Below are 21,385 nucleotides of genomic sequence, written 5' to 3' on the forward strand. Positions count from 1 at the left end.
TTCCACCCCAGGTTGTTCCGTACGATTCGCGTAAAGGTCTACACCACTTTTGAGCCTGGTCAACACTCGGACCCAAACGTGCACACGGCCTGCACGCGCACGCGCGCACGGACCCGCCCACGGACCCGCCCACGGCCCCGCGTACCGACCCTCGTACCGAGACACTCGCCGGCGAAGGTCCCGAATTTGTATGGCCACTCAACAATCCCCCTCAGTGGACTAGACCTTTGCCCTCCGATCACGCGAGACTGTCACCCGTGAAACCCGTGAAACACGTCATCGCCCTCGATGTGGGCGGCACTGGGATGAAGGCCGCCCTCGTCGCCGCCGACGGCACCCTGCTCCACGAGGCGCGCCGCGCCACCGGCCGCGAGCGGGGCGCCGAAGCCGTCGTCGAGACGATCCAGGACTTCGCCGCCGAGCTCCTCGACCTCGGCCGGGAGCGCTTCGCCACCACCGCCTCCGCGGCCGGCGTGGCCGTCCCCGGCATCGTCGACGCCGAGAACGGGATCGCCGTCTACGCGGCGAACCTGGGCTGGCGCGACGTCCCCATGCGCGAACTGCTCGGCAGACGCCTCGGCGGGATCCCGGTCGCGCTGGGCCACGACGTCCGCACGGGCGGACTCGCCGAAGGCCGCATCGGCGCGGGCCGCGGCGCCGACCGCTTCCTGTTCGTCCCCCTCGGCACCGGCATCGCCGGAGCCATCGGCATCGCCGGCCGCATCGAGGCCGGCGCGCACGGGTACGCGGGCGAGATCGGCCACATCGTGGTCCGCCCGGGCGGCCCCGCCTGCGGCTGCGGCCAGCGCGGCTGCCTGGAGACCCTCGCCTCCGCCTCCGCCGTCAGCCGCGCCTGGGCGGCTGCCTCCGGCGACCCCGACGCGGACGCCGCGGACTGCGCCAAGGCCGTCGAATCCGGCGACGAGCGCGCCCTGGAGGTCTGGCTCGCCGCCATCGGCGCCCTCGCCGACGGGCTGGTCACCGCGATCACCCTGCTGGACCCGCGCACGCTGATCATCGGTGGCGGACTGGCCGAGGCCGGGGAAACCTTGTTCACACCACTACGGACGGCCGTGGAGGAACGCGTGACGTTCCAGCGGCTGCCCCACATCGTTCCGGCGGCCCTAGGGGACACCGCCGGATGCCTGGGTGCAGGGCTGCTCGCCTGGGATCTACTCGCCACGGAGGTACCTGCCTGATGTCCGGAAGCGCACATGTGGGCCGCAGCACCGTTCTCACCGGCGCCGACGTGGTGCTGCCCACGGGCATCGTCAAGGGCGGACGCCTCATCGTCGACGGGGAGCGCATCGCCGGCAGCGCGGAGGAGAACGCGGCCGTCGTCGACCTCTCCGGGTGCCTGATCGTCCCCGGCTTCGTCGACATGCACAACCACGGCGGCGGCGGCGCCTCCTTCACCTCCGGCACCGCCGAAGAAGTGCTCAAGGGCGTACGGACCCACCGCGAGCACGGCACCACCACCCTGGTCGCCTCCACCGTCACCGGCGACCTGGACGAGCTGGCCCGCCGCGCCGGACTGCTCGCCGAGCTGACCCAGCAGGGCGACATCGCCGGCATCCACTTCGAGGGGCCCTTCATCAGCCCCTGCCGCAAGGGCGCGCACGCGGAAGACCTCCTGCGCGACCCCGACCCGGCCGAGGTCCGCAAGCTGATCGACGCCTCGCACGGCGCCGCCCGCATGTTCACCCTCGCCACCGAACTCCCCGGCGGCCTGGACTCCGTACGCCTGCTCGCCGAGCACGGGGTCATCGCCGCGATCGGCCACACGGACTCCACGTACGAGCAGACACTGGAGGCCATCGACGCCGGCGCGACCGTCGCCACCCACCTCTACAACGCGATGCCGGGCCTGGAGCACCGCGCCCCCGGCCCCATCGCGGCCCTGCTGGAGGACGAGCGGGTCACCGTCGAGCTGATCAACGACGGCACCCACCTGCACCCCGCCATGCTGGAGCTGGCCTTCCGCCACGCGGGCGCGCACCGGGTGGCGCTGATCACCGACGCGATGGACGCGGCCGGCTTCGGCGACGGGATCTACCACCTCGGCCCGCTGGAGGTCGAGGTCAAGGAGGGCGTCGCCCGCCTCGTCGAGGGCGGCTCCATCGCCGGCTCCACCCTCACCCTGGACACCGCCTTCAAGCGGTCGGTCACCCTCGACAAGCTCCCCGTCGAGTCCGTGGTCCAGGCGATCTCCGCCAACCCGGCCAAGCTGATCGGCGTCTACGACCAGGTCGGCTCGCTGGAGCCCGGCAAGTACGCGGACCTCGTCGTCCTCGACGCCGCCTTCGACGTCCGCGGCGTCATGCGGCGCGGCGAATGGATCGTGAACCCGCTCGCGGCGGGCAACTGATCAGGCCCCTTCACGAAAGCGGTCGGCCCGGGGTACTGGGCCGACCGCTCCTTCTTTTGGCATGATCCCGGCACACACAGAGACCCGGGGCCCCTCCATGATCCTGACCGTGACGCTCAACACCGCACTCGACGTCACCTACCGCGTACCGCGCCTGCTCGCGCACGCCTCCCACCGCGTCACCGAGGTCACCGAACGGCCCGGCGGCAAGGGCCTCAACGTGGCCCGCGTGCTCGCCGCGATCGGCCACGAGGTCACCGCGACCGGCTTCGCGGGCGGCCCCACGGGAGCCCTCGTACGCGAGCTGCTCGCCGGCTCCCCCGGCGTCCGGGACGAGCTGGTCCCCTGCGCGGGCACCACCCGGCGCACCCTGGCCGTCGTCGACGAGGCCTCCGGGGACACCACGCAGTTCAACGAACCGGGCCCGCTGATCAGCGCCGCCGAGTGGACCGCGTTCCTCACCCGCTACGGGGCCCTGCTGGCGGGCGGCGCCCGCGCGGTGGCCCTGTGCGGCAGCCTGCCCCCGGGCGTACCCGTGGGCGCTTACGCGGCCCTCGTACGGACGGCCCGCGCAGCCGGCGTGCCCGTCCTCCTCGACACCAGCGGCGAGGCCCTGCGCCGCGGGGTCGCCGCCCGCCCCGACGTGATCAAACCGAACGCCGCCGAGCTCGCCGAGCTGACCGGATCGCGAGAGCCGCTGCCCGCCACCCGGGACGCCCGCCGCCGCGGAGCCCACGCGGTGGTCACCTCGCTCGGCCCCGAAGGACTGCTCGCCGCCACCGCCGGGGGCACCTGGCGGGCGGCTCCGCCCCGCACCCTGGCGGGCAACCCCACCGGCGCCGGCGACTCCGCGGTCGCGGGCCTGCTCTCGGCCCTCACCGAGGGCCTGGACTGGCCGGACCGCCTGACCCGCGCGGTGGCCCTCTCGGCGGCCACGGTCGCCGCCCCCACGGCGGGAGACTTCGACCCCCGCACCTACGAGGAGGTACGGGGGTCGGTGAAGGTCACGGCGGGCACGTAGTTCGGCCATTCCCGCAGGTCAGACCGAGGATTTCAGCCAATTCCGTGCAGCCCCGGGCTGTACCGAGACCTCACCCCTACATTAAATCGAACACATATCCGAGTCGCTAATTGGAGTGTTCACTGATGAACTCACGAATCCGGGCCGCCCTGACATGCGTCGGCTTCACCGCTGCGGCAGTACTGGGCTTGTCGAACCCGGCAGCCGCTGCCGAAACGGCGGGCGTGTGGATGAACGGCAGCCATTCCTTCAACATCCGCACCAGCGCGAGCACGTCCGGAAGCCTCATCGCCACGGTCTCGAACACGTCGACCCGCGTCCCGTGCACCACGACGCCCTGTACACGCAACAACGAGGGCGGGTCTTACAGCTGTTGGTCGGGAGGTCCCTCGGGCAACGACTGGGTGAAGGTCAACTACAACGGGCGTATCGGCTGGGTCGCTATCTACTGCGTCGAGGCCGGCCGGATCTAACGGAAGCCTGCCACGGTCGGGGCCCGGCTGGGGCCCCGACCGCGCGAGGACTCAGCGCTTCTCGAGGACGAACCGGTCGATGACCGCCTCGCAGGAGTTGCCCGCCTCGCAGGAGATCTTGATGGTGTTCGTGCCCTGCTTGAGGTTCACGTAGGAGTAGGTGTTGGTCCAGCCCTTGGCCCAGTCACCCTCGCCGGCCTTCGCGAAGTTCTTCATGTTGATCGGCCGGGTCTGCACGGTGTCGTTGATCGCCAGCGTCATGTTGGCGTCCTTGCCCGGCACGCCGTAGTACATCCGGAAGGTGTACTCGCCGGTCTTGGGGACGTCCAGCGTCCAGGTCACGGCCGCACCCTGCTGGTTGAAGCCGCCGACGTACTTGCCGCTCGCGCTCTTGGCCCCCGGCACCGCGCTCTCCAGCGTGGCGCCACCGGTGATCACCATGCCGGAGCCGCCCGCGTCGCCCTTGGGCAGCGGAGCGTCCGGCGACGCGGAGCCGCTCGGCCGGCCCGAGGGGGTGTTCTGGGCGGGCGCCGACGGGCTCTGGCCCGTGTTCGCGGTGTTCTTGCCCTTGTCCTTGTCGTCGTCCTTGCCGAAGATCACGGCCGCGCCGATGCCGATCGCCACCGCGGCGACCACCGCGACGGCCGCGACGAGCATGCCCCTGCGGCTGGACCCGCCGCTGCCGTGCCCGCCGCCGTGGCCGCCACCGCGCCCGCCGCCGGAGCCCGGCAGCGGAACGGACTGGGTGTACTGCGGGGGCTGCTGCGGCGGAACGCCGTAGCCGCCCGCCTGGAGCGCCTCGGGGGCCTGGTACTGCGCCTGGTAGGCCGGGGGCTGCTGCGGCGGGCCCTGCTGATAGGGCACGGGGCCGCGCTGGCCGCCCTTGGGCCGGTCACCGACCGTGCGGACCTGGTTGTACGAGGTCCGGGGCACACCCGGCTGACCGCCGGCCGTGGGTCCCGGGTAGCCGTACCCGCCGCCCTGCCCGGGCGGGGTGGCCCCCGCGGCCTGGCCGTCCTCGTAGAGGTAGCCGAACGGGTCGTCATCCTCGGGCTGGTTCGCCCCGTTGTTCGGGCCGTGGTTCGCGGGCGTCGTCATCGCAGGTCACTCCTTTCGACCCCGGGGAGCCTACCCCGAACAGGTGCGCCCACGGGCGGCCCGAGAGCTTACCCGGCCCGGCGGTGCGCCTTCGAACGGGACCGCTTCTCGATGTACATGCGCTGGTCGGCGGAGCGCAGCACCTCGTCGGCCGACATGCCGCAGCTCGCCCAGCCGATCCCGAAACTGGCTCCCACGCGGACCGCGCGGCCGTCCACCCGGATCGGCGGGATGATCGCGTTGCGCAGCCGCACCGCGAGGTCGGCGGCGTCGGCGGCGCCCAGCCCGTCGGCGAGGACGACGAACTCATCACCACCCAGCCGGGCCACCGTGTCCCCGTCCCGGACCCCGGTGGTCAGCCGCCGGGCCACCTCGATCAGGACCGCGTCGCCGGTGTGGTGCCCGAACCGGTCGTTGATCGACTTGAATCCGTCGAGGTCGCAGAAGAGCACCGCGAGCCCCTTCGTACCGTCGTCGATGTCGGTCGCCGGCGCGACCGTGTGCACGTGGTGGTCGTACGGGCCCACCGCGGCCGAGCCACCGCCCGGCGTGCCGCCGGGGCCGCCCATGCCCCCGGGGAACTCGAAGGGCTCGGGAAAGCCGTCGGGCCGGTACCCGTGCTCGCCGTGCGCGCCGTGCTGACCGGGTGCGCCCTCTCCTGGGGGCCGCGTCTCGAAGGCGGCGTCCAGCGCCTCCACGGCGGTGGCGCGCACCGACTGCGGGCGGCGACAGAGCCGGGCTCCGAGCCGGGAGCGCAGCTCGGCGCTGTTGGGCAGGCCGGTCAGCGAGTCGTGGCTGGCCCGGTGGGCGAGCTGCAGCTCGTGCCGCTTGCGCTCCTCGATGTCCTCGACGTGCGTGAGCAGGAAGCGCGGCCCGTCGGCGGCGTCGGCGACGACGGAGTTGCGCAGCGACACCCAGACGTACGTACCGTCGCGCCGGCCGAGTCTGAGCTCGGCGCGGCCGCCCTCGGCGGAGGTCCGCAGCAGGGTGCCGATGTCCTCGGGGTGCACGAGGTCGGAGAAGGAGTACCGGCGCAGCACGGAGGCGGGCCGCCCCAGCAGCCGGCACAGCGCGTCGTTGGTGCGCAGCAGGCGGCCGTGCTGGTCCCCGCCCATCTCGGCGATGGCCATGCCGCTCGGCGCGTACTCGAAGGCCTGGCGGAACGACTCTTCGCTGGCCCGCAGGGCCTGCTGCTCGCGCTCGAGGCGGACCAGGGCCCGCTGCATGTTCGCGCGGAGCCGGGCGTTGCTGATGGCAATCGCGGCCTGGAAGGCATACATCTGGAGTGCTTCGCGGCCCCAGGCGCCGGGCCGGCGGCCGTTGCGCGGCCGGTCCACGGAGACCACGCCGAGCAGTTCGCCGCCGGTGGCGTACATGGGGGCGTAGAGCCGGTCCTCGGGGTGCCACTCGTCCTCGAACCGCGGGTCGGGGCCCTCCGTGTGCCACTGCGGGACGTCGTCCTCGACGAGGACCCAGCGCTCGGTGTGCGGGATGAAGCGCAGTCCGTCCCAGTTCTCGCCCATCATCAGGCGGCGTTCCCAGGAGGCGCGCGAGCCGACACGGCCGGTGATCAGGGCTTCTGCGGCGGGGTCTCCCGCGAAGGCGGCGACGACCAGATCACCGTCGGGGCGAACGAGGTTGACGCAGGCGAGTTCGTAGCCGAGGCCGAGGACGATGCCGTCCACGACGGTCTGCAGGGTGTCCGCCAGGCTCCGGGCCGTATTGAGCTCGGCCACCACCCGGTGCAGCTGCCGCAGGGTCGCAAGACGGACGTACGGCTCCGACTCGGTCTCCATTGCTCGCTCTCCCCGAGACCTCGACAGCAACTCCAGGTTTGTCATCGGCGCTTCGTTGCGGTATCCCGTCCACTGAATCACAGTGAGCTGTGCGGCAGGTACACAGGGTCAACAAATCTTGCTCTCTGTGACTCAAGTCACATGAGATGAATAAGGGGGTCGCCGCGTCGCCCCACTCGGGTTCATTCCGGCCGGTTCGCCCGATCTGTTCCCGGAAGCAAACGATACGCCCGAACCCGGAACGGCCCGGGCCGGCGTAGGCCATCGGACGGGGGCGCGCCTCGGACCTCCGCCCGAGGCGCCGTCGGACCTCCGCCCGATGCGCCGCGCGAGGGGGTGACAGTAGCGTCCCGACCGTGCCCCCAACGACCCCGTGACACCACTTTCCGTACCCGCACCCCATGCTGTGGGGGTGAGCAACGACGAGTTCCGGGCCGCGATGTCCCGACTGGCGGCGGGCGTGTGCCTGATCACCGCGCAGGAACCCCCGCTGTCGGCGGGCAGCCGCGGCGAGGACGTCGGCATGACGGCGACCGCCTTCATGTCCGTGTCCCTGGAACCGCCCCTGGTCCTCGTCAGCGTGCGCGAGGGCTCCCGGATGGACGACCTGCTGGCCGAGCAGCCCCTGTGGTCGGTGTCGGTGCTCGCCGACCACCAGGTCCAGATCGCGAGCCGGTTCTCGATGAAGAACCGCATCAGCGACCGACTGCTGTTCGCGGACCTGCCCTACACGCGCGGCGGCGTCTCCGGCGCCCCGCTGCTCTCGGGGGCCCTGGCCACCCTGGAGTGCCGTACGGAGAACCGCGTCGAGGCGGGCGACCACACCCTGGTCATCGGCCACGTCCTCACCGCCACCCAGCCTGCGCCGGACTCCCCGCCCCTTGCGTACTTCCGGGGGCGCTACCGGCACCTGGCGCCCTGAGCCCGGCGGCCGGCGGTCCGGCCGGCGGCCCGGCCGGCGGCCCGGTGGCTACCAGTCCCGCGCGTTGCGGCCCCGCTTGGTCTCGCCGCGGGCCTTCTTCTCGCGCAGCCGCCGCTCGTTGATGCCCCGGGGGATCTTCGTCGCCCGCCGCGCCTTGGGGGGCGGCGCCGTGGCCTCGGCCAGCAGCGCGGTCAGCCGGACCAGCGCCATCTCGCGGTTGCGGAACTGCGAGCGGTGCTCGGAGGCCCGTACGGTCACCACCCCGTCGACCAGCCGGGACGCGAGGCGCTCCAGCGCCCGCTCCTTCCACACGTCGGGCAGCGACTTCGTCGCCGCGACGTCGAAGAGGAGCTCCACGCGCGAGTCCGAGGTGTTCACGTGCTGGCCGCCCGGCCCGGAGGACCGCGAAAAACGCCAGGCGAGCTCGCCCTCGGGGAGCACGACCGAACCGCGGATGACATAGGGACCAGGCATGCCCCCTATGATCCGTGCCCGCCGGAGCCCCGTCACCCTCATTTCTTCGACAATTCCCCCGGTGCGGAACCTGGCGCCCCTCTCGCCGCGTTATGGAGGTCAGCGGTAACTTGGGCATCCTCACGGTCGATACGACAAGTGAGACCAAGTGAGACTAGGAAGGGACACCAGTCACCATGGCAGTAAGCCTCTCCAAGGGCGGAAACGTCTCGCTCAGCAAGGAGGCCCCGGGCCTCGCGGCCGTCACGGTCGGCCTGGGCTGGGACACCCGCACGACCACCGGTGTCGACTTCGACCTGGACGCCTCCGCGATCGCGGTCAACGCGCTCGGCAAGGTCGTCTCCGACGGCCACTTCGTCTTCTTCAACAACAAGTCCACCCCGGACCAGACCATCGTCCACACCGGTGACAACCGCACGGGTGAGGGCGCGGGCGACGACGAGGCCATCAACGTCAACCTCGCCGGCCTGCCGGCCGACGTGGACAAGATCGTCTTCCCGGTCTCCATCTACGACGCCGAGACCCGCAGCCAGAACTTCGGCCAGGTCCGCAACGCGTACATCCGCGTCGTGAACCAGGCCGGCGGCGTCGAGATCGCCCGCTACGACCTCTCCGAGGACGCGGCGACCGAGACCGCCATGGTCTTCGGCGAGCTCTACCGCAACGGCGCCGAGTGGAAGTTCCGCGCCGTGGGCCAGGGTTACGCCTCCGGCCTGACCGGCATCGCCCAGGACTTCGGCGTCAACGTCTGACCCTGAGCGCCCGCGTCCACGGACGCGTCTGAAGCCGAAGCCCCCTCCCGGCCGTCCGGGGAGGGGGCTTCGCTACCGTTCGGTACGTGATCCTCCTGCCGCTCGCTCCCGTCGAGGACGGCGCCCTGCCGGGCCCGGTCCTCACCGAAATCGCCACCCTCTACGCGACGAACCACGCGTTCTTCGAGCTCAGCGGCGATTTCCCCGACCCCGGCCGCATCACGGTCGAGCAGGTCGCCGCCGCCCTCGCCGACGAGCTCGCGCGCGAAGGCGCCGAGGTCCTCCTCGCCCGCTCCGCCGGACGCCTCGTAGGCCTGGCCGCCACGCTCGCCCAGCACCCGGACCCGGCGTCCGAGGACCCCGACCCGTGGATCGGCCTGCTGCTCATCGACGCCACCGCGCACCGCGAGGGATACGGCCGCGCCGTGGTCGCCCTGGTCGAGGACCGCTTCCGCGCCGCCGGACGGTCGGGCGTACGGCTCGCCGTGCTCGACGGCAACGAGAAGGGCCTCGCCTTCTGGCAGTCCCAGGGCTACGTCACCCTGCGCCGGGGCGCCGACCGCGAGGCGGGCCGCCCCTGCACGGTCCTGCGCAAGGCTCTGTAAGCGGGGCCACGGCGTCTACGGAGCCTGCGGGGGCTTCGGGGCCTTCGGGGCCTTCGGGCGGTCCTTCCCGTACAGCCACACGTCCCAGACCTCCGTCAGGTCACGGCCGGTCTTCTTCTGCGCGTAGGCGGTGAAATCGGCCGTGCTCGCGTTCCCGTGCCGGTGGTCGGCGGCCCAGCCCCGCACCAGGGCGAAGAACTTCTCGTCGCCGACCTCCTGCCGGACCCGCTGCAGCACCATCGCCCCGCGCCCGTACACCGGGGACCCGGAGATCTCCTTCGGGTTCCTGGGGGCGGCCGGCGGGAAGGCGCTCCAGTCCGAGCCCGCCTCGCCGTCGACGCGGGTGTCCCCGGCGACGTAGGCGTCGAAGTGCTGCTGCGCGCTCGGCCCGCCGTGGTCCTCGGACCACAGCCACTCGGCGTAGGTCGCGAAACCCTCGTTGAGCCACATGTCCTTCCAGGACTTCGGCGACACCGAGTTCCCGAACCACTGGTGCGCCAGCTCGTGCAGCACCAGCTCCTGGCTGCCGGGCGCCCCCGGGAACACCGGCCGGGTCTGCGTCTCCAGCGCGTAGCCGAGGCTGTGCGCGGGCAGCACGATCGCACCGGTCGCGGAGAAGGGGTACGGGCCGAACCGCCCGATGCCCCACTCCACCATCTCGGGCAGCCGCGCGAGCGCGGCCCCGCTCGCCGCCGCCTCGCCGGGCGCCACCGCCGTGTAGACGGGGATCCCGGAGGCGGTCCGCCCGGTCGTCACCTTGAACTTCCCGACGGCCACGGTCGCCAGGTAGCTCGCCATCGGCTCCGCGGAGTGCCAGGCGAACACGGTCCGCCCGTCGTCCTCCTCCGTCTCCTCCGTACGGGAACGCAGCTCGCCGTTGGACACGGCCTCGTACCCGTGGGGGACGGTCACCGTGATGTCGTACGTGGCCTTGTCGCTCGGGTGGTGGTTCCCCGGGAACCAGGCCATCGACCCGACGGGTTCACCGACACCGACCGCGCCCTTGCCGCCCGGGGTGACGATCCACCCCTCCTCGGACCCGTCGGGATCGGTGAGCGCCTTGGGCCGGCCGGAGTAGTCGACCTCCGTACGGAAGACCTCCCCCTTCTCCAGGTCCTCGGCGGGGCGCACCGTCAGCTCGTTGCCGGTGCGGTTGAAGCGGGCCCCGGCGCCCTGCACGCTCACGCCCTCCACCTCGAGTCCGCTGAGATCGAGGTTGAAGGAGCTGAGCCCCTGCTCGGCACGGGCGGTGATGACGGCAGTGGCGTGCAGCCGCCCGTCGGCCGGGTCGTAGTCGAGGTCCAGGGAGTAGTGCTCGACCTGGTAACCGCCGTTGCCGGCCTTCGGGAAGAACGGGTCGCGCACCCCCGACGCACCCGGCCGCCCCTGCACGGTCTCCCCCGTGCAGCCCGTGAGGGCGAGCAGGGTGGCGACGGCAGGGGCGGCCAGGCGTGCGAGAAAGCGGTGATCCACGCGTCCGAGACTACGTCCCGTGCCGCTCGTCCCCGTTACTCGGCGAGGGCGTCCACGCCGGCCTTGGCGAACTTCTCGTCCAGGTCACCGCTCGGGGCGCCGGCCACGCCGATGCCCGCGACCGGGGCTCCCTCGGCCTGGACGGGGGTGCCGCCGCCGAGGAAGAGGGTGCCGGGGATGTCCTTCAGGTTCGGGGTCTGGGCGAGGCGGCCGGCGAGCACCGAGGTCGGGGCGTTCCAGGACACGGCGGTGTAGGCCTTGCGCTGCGCGGACTCGTAGGACTGCGGGCCGGCGCCGTCGCCGCGCAGCGTGACGATGGTGTTGCCGTTGCGGTCGACGACCGCGACGGTCACCTTCTGGTTCTCCTGCTCGGCGGCGTGCAGCGCGGCCTGGGCGGCGCGGGTGGCGGCGTCGACGGTGAGGTGCGTGGAGGTGGTGAAGTTCTTCTTGTCGCCGTCCTTCTTCGCGACGGCGGCCGGCGCGGAAGCCGGGGCGGAGGCCGGGGCGGCGTTGGCGCTGACCGCGCCGAGGGCTCCGGCGCCGAGGACGACGGCGAGGGCGGTACCGGTGAGAACGCGGGTGCGGGTGTTCATGTCTGCTGCTCCTGTGAACGTCGGCTCGGCGGGCTGTCCTGCCGTTGCTCCAAGCCTCTCCCCGCCACCCCCACCACCCCGTCCCCGTACCGGCTCCGAAGCCGCCCCCCACCGGTTGACCCAAGGGTCAACCGATCGGCTGATGCGGCCTGCCCCCACGAGGCGTTTACCTGACCTTCCGGTCCCCTGCCCCCAGCCGTCCGGCGCCAAATCCAGCCTCGCCGGCGCTTGAGGCGCGGGGCCCGGGGCGGAGCCAAATCCAGCCCCGCCGGCGCTTGAGGCGCGGGGCCCGGGGCGGAGCCAAATCCAGCCCCGCCGGCGTTTGAGGCGCGGGGTCTGGGACGGAGCCAAATCCAGCCCCGCCGGCGTTTGAGGCGCGGGGTCTGGGGCGGAGCCCCAGGGGGTCCGGGCGCAGCCCGGCACCCCTCCAGCCCGTCCGGCGCTTGAGGACCGTGAGGACCGGGGTCCGGGCAGCGCCCGGGGAACGGAGGAAGGGCGGGTAGGGGACAGCCCGCGCAGCGCCACCCACCCGCACAGCCGGACAACCGGCACCATGGACCTACGCACCACCCCCAGGAGCACCCCCGTGACCACCGCACACCAACCCGGCCCGCCGAGCCGCCCGGCAACCCCCCCACCCCAAAAAGACACCCGCGCCCTGGCCACGGTCATGCACACCGCCTTCTTCCTCCTCCTGGGCGCCTCCGTGGCCCGCTTCCTCCTCCGCCACCCCGACGAACCCCGCACCCCCTGGATCATCGCCCTCAGCATCACCCTGGCCCTGCTCTACGTACTCGGCCCCGCCCTCGGCGCCGCCCCCACCCTGCGCCGCCTCCTCTGGCTCGGCCTGGTCGTCGCCGTCTGGGTGGTCCTCGTCGTCCTCGCGCCGAGCTTCGCCTGGTGCGCCGTACCGCTCTTCTACACGGCCCTGCGCACCCTCCCGCCCCGCGCGGCCATCGTCCTCGTGGCCCTGCTCACCGTGTTCGTCGTAGCGGCCCAGCTCCGTCTCGCCCAGGCCTCCGGCGCCGAGCCCTTCGACCCGAACCTCCTCCTCGCCCCGCCCGCCGTCGCCGCGCTCGCCACCGCCGTGTTCGTCCACATGGAGCGCCAGGCGGCGGCCCAGCGCACCCTGATCGACGACCTGATCCGCACCCGCCGGGAACTGGCCGCCACCGAACGCCGCGCCGGCACCCTCGCCGAACGCCAGCGGCTGTCGATGGAGATCCACGACACCCTGGCCCAGCACCTGTCCAGCCAGCAGATGCTCCTCCAAGCAGCCGACCGCACCTGGGACACGGACCCGGGCACCGCCCGCGCGCACGTCCGTACCGCCACCGACATCACCGCCCGCGGCCTCGCCGAGGCCCGCCGCCTGGTGCACGACCTCGCGCCGCGCGAACTCGCCGACGGCGCCGGCCTCCCCGACGCCCTGCGCGCGCTGGACGCCGGCCCCGACATCGAGGTCCGCTTCCACCTGGAGGGCGCGCCGGTCCGCCTCCCCGACCGCGCGGAGCAGGCGCTGCTGCGCATCGCGCAGGGCGCGCTGGCGAACGTACGGGAGCACTCGGGGGCCCGTACCGCGGCCCTCACCCTGAGCTTCCTGGGCGACCAGGTCGTCCTGGACGTCGCCGACGACGGCCACGGCTTCACCCAGACCACCCGCAGCGCCGCCGGGGAACGCGGCCACGGCCTCCCCGCGATGCGGGCCCGCGTCCGCCAGCTCGGCGGCACCCTGACCATCGAATCCACCGCGGGCGAGGGCACGGTCCTGTCGGCGTCGATCCCCCTGGAGCCCACCCCATGACCACGAACGAGAACCCGGCCGCGACGACCCCGGACCCTTCGGCCCCTGCCCCTGCCCCTGCCCCTGCCCATGCCCCTGCCCCTGCCGCCACCCCTGCCGCGGACGCCAAGAAGGCGACCACGATCCTCCTCTGCGACGACCACGTCGTGGTCCGCGCCGGCCTGCTCGCCCTGCTCGGCAGCGAGCCGGACATCGAGGTGCTCGGCGAGGCGGGCAGCGGCGAGGAGGCGGTCGCCCTCGCGGCCAAACTCCGCCCCGACGTGGTCCTGATGGACCTCCAGCTCGGCGAGGGCATCGACGGCGTGGAGGCCACCCGCCGCATCACCGCCGCCCCGAACCCCCCGCACGTCCTGGTCCTGACCACCTACGACACCGACGCGGACATCACCCGGGCCATCGGCGCGGGCGCCACGGGCTACCTCCTGAAGGCGGAACGCCCGGAGGAGCTCTTCGCCGCGATCCACTCCGCCGCCCAGGGCCGCACCACGCTCTCCGCACCCGTGGCCAGCCGCGTGATGGCCCACATGCGGGGCACCCGGCCCACCCTGACCGACCGTGAACTCGACATCCTCGGCCAGCTCGCCCGCGGCCTCGGCAACCGCGACATCGCCCGCGCCCTGTTCATCAGCGAGGCCACGGTCAAGACCCACCTGGGCCGCATCTACGACAAGCTCGGCGTCGACACCCGCGCGGGCGCGGTCTCGGTGGCCAAGGAGCAACGCCTCCTCCCCTGAGCACGGAGCCATCGGCACCGACACCGACACCGGCACCGGCACGCAGACCGACACCACCGCCCCTTCCCCTCCCGGGCTGGTACGCGATGCGGCGACACCCTCCCCGCACGTGACACCATCGGGTACGTGCTCGACATCGGCTACTCCCTCTCCCGGCGCTTCCCCGACCCTCCGCAGACCGACTACCGCTCGGCGGACGTCCACTCGCTGCGCCACGACCTGTTCTGCGGGGACGTCTACCTCGCCGACACCAACGCGGACCGGGAAGTGTCCACAGCCTGGGGATGGGTGCCCGTACTGGACTTCGCCTGGGCGCTGTGCGACATCGTCGAGCAGCTCGACCAGGACCCGCGCGGCAGCCGCGCCGCCAACCGGCAGTACGCCGAGATCGACTTCACCGAGTCCTCGGACCGCATGCTCTTCGAGCGCCGCTTCGGATGGGTCGACGTCGAGGCCGACTGGATGCCGTCGGAGGAAGCCCCCCTCACCTTCAGCCACCGCCTGCTGCGCCGCGAAGCACGGGACTTCCTCCACGACGTGATCGCGGACCTCATCGACATGCACGACGGCCTGGGCGACAACCCCGTCATCTGGACCCTGCAGTCCCGCTTCCCCCGGGTCCCGGCCTGACCCGTCGGCCCGAGCCGTCGGCCCGACCCACCGGCCGCCCGGGGACGACCGGCCGGTAGGGTCGCACTCTTCAGGTCCGGACGGCCTGGAGTCCCGTGAGGCACCGCCGACCATGACCGACCACGACCACGACCCCGCGCACGACCAGGACCCCGCAGCCGCGGCCACAGCCGCAGCCCGCGTACGACTGGACCGGGCACTGGCCCAGCTGGCCGTCACCTTCCGTGGGATGACCGCCCGGGCCGACGAGAGCAATTGCGATTGCCACTGGGGCAGCCTTGAGGAGCTCGCCCTGCTGAAGCTCCCCGACACGGAACTCGACCCCGACCTCCTGCACCGCACCTGGAGCGTCCCCGACTGGCGCGACCACGGCGCCGTGCTGCGCCGCATCCTGCCGCAGTTCGCCCGCTTCCTGACCGGCGGCCTCGGCGACTGGTGGGACCGCGACCGTGTCGGCTACTCGTTCCACCGCGGCGAGTGGCAGGAGTGGCCCGCGCCGCAGAGCGCAGCCGTACGGGAGTTCCTGCACGCCTGGTGGGCCCACTCCCTCCTCACCCCGGACCCCGCCCTCCCCGTGCACGAACTCCTCCAACTGTGCACCGAAGCCTCCGGCACCATCGGCCCCTGGCTCGCGGACTGGGAGGCCCTCCACCACCCGGTCGCCGACCAGCACCTCGCCAACACCGTCGACGAATGGGAACGGGACCTCCTGGGGGACTCGCTCCCCTGGACGACGTGGGCCTTCTGGCCGGACGAAGCGGAAGCCGTACGGACGGAACTGACCGCCTGGCTCGTGAGCCGGGCGCCCGAACGCCTGCGCGCCCACGGCGCCCCCGAACAGCTCCTCCACGCCGTGCGGCTGCTCGGCCTCACCGACGGCGACCGCTGGTACGACCCGCACTGGCCGAACCACCGCTACTCCTGACGCGCCCTGCACGCCTGCGTGCTCGCCACGTCCCGGAGGCAGAGCGAGCACGCAGGACGGCGGCCCGCTACGGAACCACCCGCACACCCAGCTGCGCAGCCATCGCCGGAGCCAGCTCGAACAGCTGCCCCGCACTGATCACCGCCCCGGCCAGAGCGTCCACGCCCCGCGCGATCTCGAGCGCGCTCGCGCCCCGCAGGTCCACGTCCGCCATCCGCGCCCCGGTGAAGTCCACCGCCCGCAGCTCACAGTCCCGGAACTCCACCCGTTCCAGCACCGCGCCCCCGAAGTCCGGCTCCACCAGCACGCACCCCTCGAAGACCACGTCCTTGAGCCGCGCCTTCCGCAGGTTCAGGTAGTCGATCTTGCCCCCGCGCACGAGCACCCGCTCCAGCACCGCCCCGTGCAGCTGCACCCCGCCCAGCCGGGCGTCCAGCAGTTCCACGTCGCGCAGCGAAGCCTCCGACAGGTCCGTCCCCACCCCGCGGACACCGTCCAGCACCGAGTCCAGGATCCGCACCTTGGCCAGCCCGGTCTCGTCCAGCACGCAGCGCCGTAGCGCACAGTCCATGAACCGGGCCCCGCGCCCGTCCCCACCCGTCAGGTCCACCTCGACGAGCTCCAGCCCGTCGTAGTCCCCGTCCGGCTCCAGCTCCAGCCCCGCGTCCTCCCACCCACCGAGCTCCGGCAGCCGCACCTCCGCCCGCCGCGCCGCCTTCACCGTCTGCGGCTGCTGCCGCTTCTGCGTCTTCCGCCCGTCCCGCGCCATCGCCATCCCCCCATCCTGACCCACCCCTTGACCTCAACCCCACTTGAGGTCCGAGGCTTCACCCATGACCACCACGACGACCACGACCGCCATGACCACCATGCGAGCCATCCGCCTCCACGCCTTCGGCCCCGCCGAGAACCTCACGTACGAGTCCGTCCCCCGCCCCGTCCCCGCCCCCGGCCAAGTCCGCATCGCGGTGGCCGCCGCCGGCGTCCACCTCATCGACACCGCGCTGCGCGGCGGCGTCCAGGGCCCGCCCGCGCCCCTGCCCGACCTCCCGACCGTCCCCGGCCGCGAGGTCGCCGGCACCGTCGACGCCCTCGGCCCCGGCACGGACCCCGCATGGCTCGGCCAGCCCGTCGTCGCCCACCTCGGATTCACCCCCGGCGGCTACGCCGAGTACGCCGTCACCGACGCCACCCGGCTGCACGCCATCCCGCCCGGCCTCGACCCCGCCACCGCCGTCGCCATGATCGGCACCGGCCGCACCACCCTCGGCATCCTCCAGTTCGCCGAGCTCGGCCCCGGCTCCGTCGCCCTGGTCCCCGCCGCCGCGGGCGGCATCGGCACCCTGCTGGTCCAGTACGCCCAGCACGCCGGAGCCACCGTCGTCGCCCTCGCCGGCGGCCCCGCCAAAACCGCCCGGGCCGCCGCCAACGGCGCCGGCCTCGCCCTCGACTACACCGCCCCGGACTGGGCCGACACCCTCCGCGCCCACCACCCCGACGGCGCCACCGTCCTCTTCGACTCCGTCGGCGGCGCCGTCGCCCGCACCGCCCTCGGTCTGCTCCGCGACGGCGCCCAACACCTCGTCTTCGGCTGGTCCGGCGGCCCGCTCGCGCTCACCGACACCGAGCAGGCCGGCCTGGACGCCCGCGGCATCACCACACAGCACGTCCTCGGCCCCGCCATGCTCCGGCGCGCCGGCGGCGACGACCCCCTGCGCCGCCTCGAAACCCGCGCCCTGGCCGAAGCCGCCGCCGGCCGCCTGCGCCCCGCCCTCCAGCGCTACCCCCTCGCCGAAGCCGCCGCGGCCCACCACGACCTGGAGACCCGCGCCACCACCGGCAAGGTCGTCCTGGAACCCTGAGAGCCGGCCGGCCCCGGCGGCCTACGCGCCCCCGAGCTCCGCCAGCGCCCCGTCGGTCAGCCGGTACACCGACCACTCGTCCTGCGGCCGCGCACCCAGGGCCTCGTAGAAGGCGATCGTCGGCTCGTTCCACTTCAGGACCGACCACTCCAGCCGCTCGTACCCGCGCTCCACACAGATCCGCGCCAACTCCCGCAGCAGCGCCTTCCCGTGGCCCCCACCGCGCACGCCCGGACGGGACGTACAGGTCCTCCAGGTAGATGCCGTGCACCCCGCGCCACGTCGAGAAGCTGAGGAACCACAGCGAGAACCCGACCGCCTCGCCCTCCGGCGTCAACGCGAGGTGCGCGAACGCCGCCGGCCGCTCCCCGAAGAGCGCCTCCCGCAACTGCTCCTCGGTGGCGCGCGCCTCGTGCGGCACCTTCTCGTACTCCGCGAGCTCGCGGATCATGGCGTGGATGACGGGTACGTCGCTGACGACGGCGCTACGGATCATGCCTGCACCCTACGAGCCACCGCGACCGCCCCTCCCCTTCCCCACCCGCCCCAGCAACGACTCCGCGACCCTCAGCTGCACCGCCGCCGGCCGGCCCCCGTCCTCCACGTCCCACAGGCAGTTCTGCAGCACCCGCCCCAGCGTCCACGCCCGCGCCCGTTCCCGGTCCGCTCCCACCGCCTCCGCGAGCGACTCGAAGCGCCACCGCACCTCCCGCGCACGGAAGTTGTTGACCAGCGCCGGCAACAGCTCGAACCCCGGATCACCGGCCAGCGGCTTCGGATCGATGGCCAGCCACGCCTCGCGCCCGCCCGCCAGCACGTTGTCGTAGTGCAGGTCCCAGTGCAGCAACCGGTCCCCCGGCTCCCCCGCCACCTCCGCCAGCGCCGCCGCGCAGTCCGCGACCAGCCCCCGCTCCCGGGCGTCCCCCAACTGCGCCAACGCACCCGGCACCGCCTCCAGCATCGCCGCCGCCACGTCCCCGAGCCGCCGCAGCCCGGCCGGCGCCGGAACCGCCGTCAGCCGGGCCAGCAACCCGCCGACGAGTTCCACCGCCCGCCCGGAGTCCCGTACGGCCAGCGCCGACAGGTGCCTGCTCTCGTCGAGGCGCTCCAGCAGCAGCGTGCCGGTCTGCGCATCGTCCGCCAGCAGCCGTACGCAGCCCTCCCCGGCCCACGCGCGCAGCGCGAGCGCCTCCCCCGCGTTCTCCTCGTCCAGCGCCGGCAGCTTCAGCGCCGCCGCCGTCCCGTCGGCCCGCACCACCGGCAGCACCAGGGCCGTCACCCCGTGCATCCCGGGCCCGGTCACCCGTAGCTCCCACCGCTCCAGGAAGGCCGCCACCCGCGCGGGCAGCGCATCGACGAACTCCCGCCCGGCCGCCCCGTTGTCCCGCACCTGCGCCCGCGCGAACCGCTCGGGCACCCCGCGGAACCCGCCACCACCCGAGCCACCCGCACCCGCGCCCGCACCGCCCGCCACACCCGCCGTCGCACCCTCCATGGCCCGACCCTAGGCCTGCGGACCGGGCACGACACGACAGGAAAGGGGGACGGCCTAGGCGGAAGCCCCGATCCCGACCCCCTTCAACGCCCGCGTGAACGCCCCCGCGTCGAACAGCGACCCGTCCCTCGACCCGACCGGCTTCCCCTCCACCAGCACCATCGGCGTCGCCTGCGCACCCGTCGCCTCGAAACCCTGCTCGGCCTCGGCGACCCACCCCTGGTACTTCTCGTCCCTCACCGCCGCGTCGAAGTCCGCCCCGCGCAGCCCCGGCACCCGGTCCGCGATCTTCAGGAGCAGCTCGTCGGTGAACTTGCCCCTCGGCTGACTGGCGAAGACCGCCGCATGGAACTCCGCGAACTTCCCGGCGTCCGCCGACGCGCGCAACGCGTTGACCGCCTTGGCCGAACCGCTCACCCCGCCCCGGTCCAGGAAGGAGGCCAGCAGGTACTCGATCTTCACCTGACCGGCCACCGCGAGCTTCAGCAGCGACTCCCCGCCGGCCCCCTCGAACCGCGCGCAGTGACCGCACTTGGGGTCCACCAGCACCTGCGCGGTACGCGGCGCGTCCGGCTTCCCCACGACGATCTTCGCCCCGTCCACCGTCGTGGGCAGCCCCGCGAGCTGTCCGGCGATCGGACTGGTCCGCACCGCAGCCTCGGAAGCGACCGCGTCCCCCTGCTCGCCGGAGCCGCATCCGACGACCGCCCCACCCAGCAGAGCCACGGACGCGACCGCCGCGACCAGCCTCCCCGCCACCACAACCCGCGCCATACGAACCAGTACCTCTCATACAAAAACCTGACAAAATCCCCGCCCCACCCTAAGGAGGGAACCACACCGCCCACATCAGCCATTCGGCCACCCCTCAGCCCCTAAAACCCGACGTCACGCCCCTGGACACCCGCCCAAATCGCCGTGTACCAACTCCCCCATGACGATCAACGGCGGAATTTCCTTCTGGTACGCGACAGATGAGACCGCCCCCGCCCACCCACCCCGCGCCCCGCTCACCGGCAACACCACGGCCGACGTCGTCATCGTCGGCGGCGGCTACACCGGCCTGTGGACGGCCTACTACCTCAAGACCGCCGCCCCCGACCTGCGCGTCACCGTCCTGGAGCAGAAGTTCTGCGGCTACGGGGCCTCCGGCCGCAACGGCGGCTGGCTCTACAACGGCATCGCCGGCCGCGACCGCTACGCCGCCCTCCACGGCCGCCCGGCCGCCCAGCGCCTCCAGCACGCCATGAACGAGACCGTCACCGAGGTCATCGACACCGCCGCCAAGGAAGGCATCGACGCCGACATCCACCGCGGCGGCGTCCTCGAAGTGGCCCGCACCCCCGCCCAGCTCTCCCGCCTCAAGGCCTTCCACACCACCGAACTCGCCTTCGGCGAAACGGACCGCGAGCTCTACGACGCCACCGACACCCGCGCCCGCATCAACATCGCGGACGCCGTGGGCTCCTCCTGGACCCCGCACGGAGCCCGCATCCACCCCCTGAAGCTGGTCAAGGGCCTGGCGGCCGCCTGCGAACGCCTCGGCGTCGTCATCCACGAGTCCACCCCCGTCACGGAGATCGCCCCCCGCCGCGCCCTCACCCCGTACGGCACGGTCCGTGCCCCGTACGTCCTGCGCTGCACGGAAGGCTTCACCGCCGCCCTCAAGGGCCAGAAGCGCTCCTGGCTCCCGATGAACTCCTCGATGATCGCCACGGCCCCGCTCCCGCCGGAGACCTGGTCCCAACTCGGCTGGTCCGACGCCTCGACCCTCGGCGACATGGCCCACGCCTACATGTACGCCCAGCGCACGGCCGACGACCGCATCGCCATCGGCGGCCGCGGCGTCCCGTACCGCTACGGCTCCCGCACCGACAACGACGGCCGCACCCAGCCCGCCACAATCACGGCCCTCACCAACCTCCTCACCTCCTTCTTCCCGGCCCTCACGGGAGTCGAGATCACCCACGCCTGGTCGGGCGTCCTGGGCGTCCCCCGAGACTGGTGCGCCACGGTCACTCTCGACGCCACGACGGGCCTCGGCTGGGCGGGAGGCTACGTGGGCTCCGGCGTCGCCACGGCCAACCTCGCGGCCCGCACCCTCCGCGACCTGGTCCTGGGCGACAGCACGGACCTCACGACCCTCCCCTGGGTCAACCACCGCGTCCGCCGCTGGGAGCCGGAACCCTTCCGCTGGCTGGGCGTCCAGGCCCTCTACGCCGCCTACCGCGAAGCGGACCGCCGGGAAACCACCACCCACACCCCGACCACAACCCCACTGGCCCGCCTGGCAGATCGCATCTCGGGCCGCCACTGACGGCCACGCAAAAGGCCCCGGGCAACAGCCCGGGGCCTTCCGC

Annotated in this window: 21 protein-coding genes and 1 pseudogene; 12 read left to right on the forward strand and 10 right to left on the reverse strand. The window is 73.0% G+C overall.

The annotated features are described in order from the left end of the window. The first annotated feature begins 305 nt into the window (after positions 1–305). From AC3IYI_RS18915 to AC3IYI_RS18925, 3 genes are all read left to right on the forward strand, one after another. Complete coding sequence (locus tag AC3IYI_RS18915; protein ID WP_243339592.1) at positions 306–1,199, forward strand: ROK family protein; 894 nt, start codon at positions 306–308, stop codon at positions 1,197–1,199. After that, complete coding sequence (gene nagA / locus AC3IYI_RS18920) at positions 1,199–2,368, forward strand: N-acetylglucosamine-6-phosphate deacetylase (protein WP_489411293.1); 1,170 nt, start codon at positions 1,199–1,201, stop codon at positions 2,366–2,368. Before AC3IYI_RS18915 ends, nagA begins: the two co-directional genes overlap by 1 nt. Positions 2,369–2,465: 97 nt before the next feature. After that, entirely contained in the window at positions 2,466–3,389 is a 924-nt protein-coding gene (locus tag AC3IYI_RS18925; protein WP_489411294.1) for a 1-phosphofructokinase family hexose kinase, read from the forward strand. Positions 3,390–3,495: 106 nt separating this feature from the next. Here the strand turns inward: AC3IYI_RS18925 and AC3IYI_RS18930 are convergent, their stop codons facing one another. The 3 genes from AC3IYI_RS18930 to cdgB form a co-directional block, all read right to left on the reverse strand. Further along, positions 3,496–3,696, reverse strand: coding sequence for a hypothetical protein (locus AC3IYI_RS18930; protein ID WP_489411295.1), 201 nt, complete (start codon positions 3,694–3,696; stop codon positions 3,496–3,498). A gap of 217 nt (positions 3,697–3,913) precedes the next feature. Further along, entirely contained in the window at positions 3,914–4,960 is a 1,047-nt protein-coding gene (locus tag AC3IYI_RS18935) for a CBM35 domain-containing protein (RefSeq protein ID WP_489411296.1), read from the reverse strand. Between the two features lie 68 nt (positions 4,961–5,028). After that, positions 5,029–6,756, reverse strand: a complete 1,728-nt coding sequence (gene cdgB, locus AC3IYI_RS18940) for a diguanylate cyclase CdgB (protein WP_489411297.1) — start codon at positions 6,754–6,756, stop codon at positions 5,029–5,031. A 439-nt stretch (positions 6,757–7,195) separates the two neighbouring features. Here cdgB and AC3IYI_RS18945 point away from each other — a divergent pair, with 439 nt between their 5' ends. Beyond that, positions 7,196–7,678, forward strand: coding sequence for a flavin reductase family protein (locus tag AC3IYI_RS18945; RefSeq protein ID WP_489411583.1), 483 nt, complete (start codon positions 7,196–7,198; stop codon positions 7,676–7,678). Positions 7,679–7,726: 48 nt separating this feature from the next. Here AC3IYI_RS18945 and arfB read toward each other — a convergent pair whose 3' ends face one another. After that, positions 7,727–8,152, reverse strand: coding sequence for an alternative ribosome rescue aminoacyl-tRNA hydrolase ArfB (gene arfB, locus AC3IYI_RS18950; RefSeq protein ID WP_243339524.1), 426 nt, complete (start codon positions 8,150–8,152; stop codon positions 7,727–7,729). Between the two features lie 176 nt (positions 8,153–8,328). On the opposite strand from arfB, the gene AC3IYI_RS18955 reads away from it, so the two are divergent. Together AC3IYI_RS18955 and AC3IYI_RS18960 are read left to right on the forward strand one after the other, a co-directional pair. Further along, positions 8,329–8,904 (forward strand): TerD family protein, encoded by a 576-nt coding sequence (locus tag AC3IYI_RS18955; protein ID WP_250744549.1) that lies wholly within the window; start codon positions 8,329–8,331, stop codon positions 8,902–8,904. An 86-nt stretch (positions 8,905–8,990) separates the two neighbouring features. Next, complete coding sequence (locus tag AC3IYI_RS18960) at positions 8,991–9,509, forward strand: GNAT family N-acetyltransferase (protein ID WP_489411298.1); 519 nt, start codon at positions 8,991–8,993, stop codon at positions 9,507–9,509. Positions 9,510–9,524: 15 nt separating this feature from the next. Here AC3IYI_RS18960 and AC3IYI_RS18965 read toward each other — a convergent pair whose 3' ends face one another. Then, positions 9,525–10,982 carry a M1 family metallopeptidase gene (locus AC3IYI_RS18965; protein ID WP_489411299.1) on the reverse strand — a complete coding sequence of 486 codons (1,458 nt, stop codon included), beginning with the start codon at positions 10,980–10,982 and terminating at the stop codon, positions 9,525–9,527. Positions 10,983–11,017: 35 nt separating this feature from the next. Next, entirely contained in the window at positions 11,018–11,575 is a 558-nt protein-coding gene (locus AC3IYI_RS18970; RefSeq protein ID WP_489411300.1) for a GlcG/HbpS family heme-binding protein, read from the reverse strand. A gap of 586 nt (positions 11,576–12,161) precedes the next feature. Between AC3IYI_RS18970 and AC3IYI_RS18975 the strand changes: the two genes are divergently transcribed. From AC3IYI_RS18975 to AC3IYI_RS18990, 4 genes are all read left to right on the forward strand, one after another. Beyond that, positions 12,162–13,379, forward strand: a complete 1,218-nt coding sequence (locus AC3IYI_RS18975; RefSeq protein WP_489411301.1) for a sensor histidine kinase — start codon at positions 12,162–12,164, stop codon at positions 13,377–13,379. Further along, entirely contained in the window at positions 13,376–14,113 is a 738-nt protein-coding gene (locus tag AC3IYI_RS18980) for a response regulator (RefSeq protein WP_489411302.1), read from the forward strand. Before AC3IYI_RS18975 ends, AC3IYI_RS18980 begins: the two co-directional genes overlap by 4 nt. Positions 14,114–14,239: 126 nt before the next feature. Continuing rightward, positions 14,240–14,743: a hypothetical protein gene (locus AC3IYI_RS18985; RefSeq protein ID WP_489411303.1), complete on the forward strand. Its 504-nt coding sequence runs from the start codon at positions 14,240–14,242 to the stop codon at positions 14,741–14,743. Between the two features lie 112 nt (positions 14,744–14,855). Continuing rightward, a complete protein-coding gene (locus AC3IYI_RS18990; protein WP_489411304.1) occupies positions 14,856–15,668 on the forward strand; it encodes a hypothetical protein in 813 nt (270 codons plus the stop codon). A gap of 67 nt (positions 15,669–15,735) precedes the next feature. Here the strand turns inward: AC3IYI_RS18990 and AC3IYI_RS18995 are convergent, their stop codons facing one another. Further along, positions 15,736–16,443, reverse strand: coding sequence for a pentapeptide repeat-containing protein (locus AC3IYI_RS18995; RefSeq protein ID WP_489411305.1), 708 nt, complete (start codon positions 16,441–16,443; stop codon positions 15,736–15,738). A 94-nt stretch (positions 16,444–16,537) separates the two neighbouring features. Here AC3IYI_RS18995 and AC3IYI_RS19000 point away from each other — a divergent pair, with 94 nt between their 5' ends. Then, complete coding sequence (locus tag AC3IYI_RS19000) at positions 16,538–17,530, forward strand: zinc-binding dehydrogenase (RefSeq protein WP_489411584.1); 993 nt, start codon at positions 16,538–16,540, stop codon at positions 17,528–17,530. 21 nt (positions 17,531–17,551) lie between these two features. On the opposite strand, the pseudogene AC3IYI_RS19005 reads toward AC3IYI_RS19000, so the two are convergent. The 3 genes and pseudogenes from AC3IYI_RS19005 to AC3IYI_RS19015 form a co-directional block, all read right to left on the reverse strand. Further along, a pseudogene (locus AC3IYI_RS19005) lies at positions 17,552–18,026 on the reverse strand (GNAT family N-acetyltransferase). A 9-nt stretch (positions 18,027–18,035) separates the two neighbouring features. After that, positions 18,036–19,025: an aminoglycoside phosphotransferase family protein gene (locus AC3IYI_RS19010; protein ID WP_489411306.1), complete on the reverse strand. Its 990-nt coding sequence runs from the start codon at positions 19,023–19,025 to the stop codon at positions 18,036–18,038. 54 nt (positions 19,026–19,079) lie between these two features. Next, the gene (locus tag AC3IYI_RS19015; protein WP_489411307.1) at positions 19,080–19,799 is read right to left on the reverse strand and encodes a DsbA family protein; all 720 of its coding nucleotides are present in this window, start codon (positions 19,797–19,799) and stop codon (positions 19,080–19,082) included. 160 nt (positions 19,800–19,959) lie between these two features. Between AC3IYI_RS19015 and AC3IYI_RS19020 the strand changes: the two genes are divergently transcribed. Further along, the gene (locus tag AC3IYI_RS19020; protein ID WP_489411308.1) at positions 19,960–21,342 is read left to right on the forward strand and encodes an NAD(P)/FAD-dependent oxidoreductase; all 1,383 of its coding nucleotides are present in this window, start codon (positions 19,960–19,962) and stop codon (positions 21,340–21,342) included. The last annotated feature ends 43 nt before the right edge of the window (positions 21,343–21,385 follow it).

The sequence above is a fragment of the Streptomyces sp. GL_148 genome, from assembly GCF_057834205.1.

Coding starts and splice junctions, on each gene's coding strand:
- AC3IYI_RS19020 (WP_489411308.1), top strand. CDS start 19,960: ATGACGATCAACGGCGGAATTTCCTTCTGGTACGCGACAGATGAGACC.
- AC3IYI_RS18945 (WP_489411583.1), top strand. CDS start 7,196: ATGTCCCGACTGGCGGCGGGCGTGTGCCTGATCACCGCGCAGGAACCC.
- AC3IYI_RS19015 (WP_489411307.1), bottom strand. CDS start 19,799: ATGGCGCGGGTTGTGGTGGCGGGGAGGCTGGTCGCGGCGGTCGCGTCC.
- arfB (WP_243339524.1), bottom strand. CDS start 8,152: ATGCCTGGTCCCTATGTCATCCGCGGTTCGGTCGTGCTCCCCGAGGGC.
- cdgB (WP_489411297.1), bottom strand. CDS start 6,756: ATGGAGACCGAGTCGGAGCCGTACGTCCGTCTTGCGACCCTGCGGCAG.
- AC3IYI_RS18925 (WP_489411294.1), top strand. CDS start 2,466: ATGATCCTGACCGTGACGCTCAACACCGCACTCGACGTCACCTACCGC.
- AC3IYI_RS18990 (WP_489411304.1), top strand. CDS start 14,856: ATGACCGACCACGACCACGACCCCGCGCACGACCAGGACCCCGCAGCC.
- AC3IYI_RS18935 (WP_489411296.1), bottom strand. CDS start 4,960: ATGACGACGCCCGCGAACCACGGCCCGAACAACGGGGCGAACCAGCCC.
- AC3IYI_RS18995 (WP_489411305.1), bottom strand. CDS start 16,443: ATGGCGATGGCGCGGGACGGGCGGAAGACGCAGAAGCGGCAGCAGCCG.
- nagA (WP_489411293.1), top strand. CDS start 1,199: ATGTCCGGAAGCGCACATGTGGGCCGCAGCACCGTTCTCACCGGCGCC.
- AC3IYI_RS18980 (WP_489411302.1), top strand. CDS start 13,376: ATGACCACGAACGAGAACCCGGCCGCGACGACCCCGGACCCTTCGGCC.
- AC3IYI_RS19010 (WP_489411306.1), bottom strand. CDS start 19,025: ATGGAGGGTGCGACGGCGGGTGTGGCGGGCGGTGCGGGCGCGGGTGCG.
- AC3IYI_RS19000 (WP_489411584.1), top strand. CDS start 16,538: ATGCGAGCCATCCGCCTCCACGCCTTCGGCCCCGCCGAGAACCTCACG.
- AC3IYI_RS18955 (WP_250744549.1), top strand. CDS start 8,329: ATGGCAGTAAGCCTCTCCAAGGGCGGAAACGTCTCGCTCAGCAAGGAG.
- AC3IYI_RS18970 (WP_489411300.1), bottom strand. CDS start 11,575: ATGAACACCCGCACCCGCGTTCTCACCGGTACCGCCCTCGCCGTCGTC.
- AC3IYI_RS18915 (WP_243339592.1), top strand. CDS start 306: ATGAAGGCCGCCCTCGTCGCCGCCGACGGCACCCTGCTCCACGAGGCG.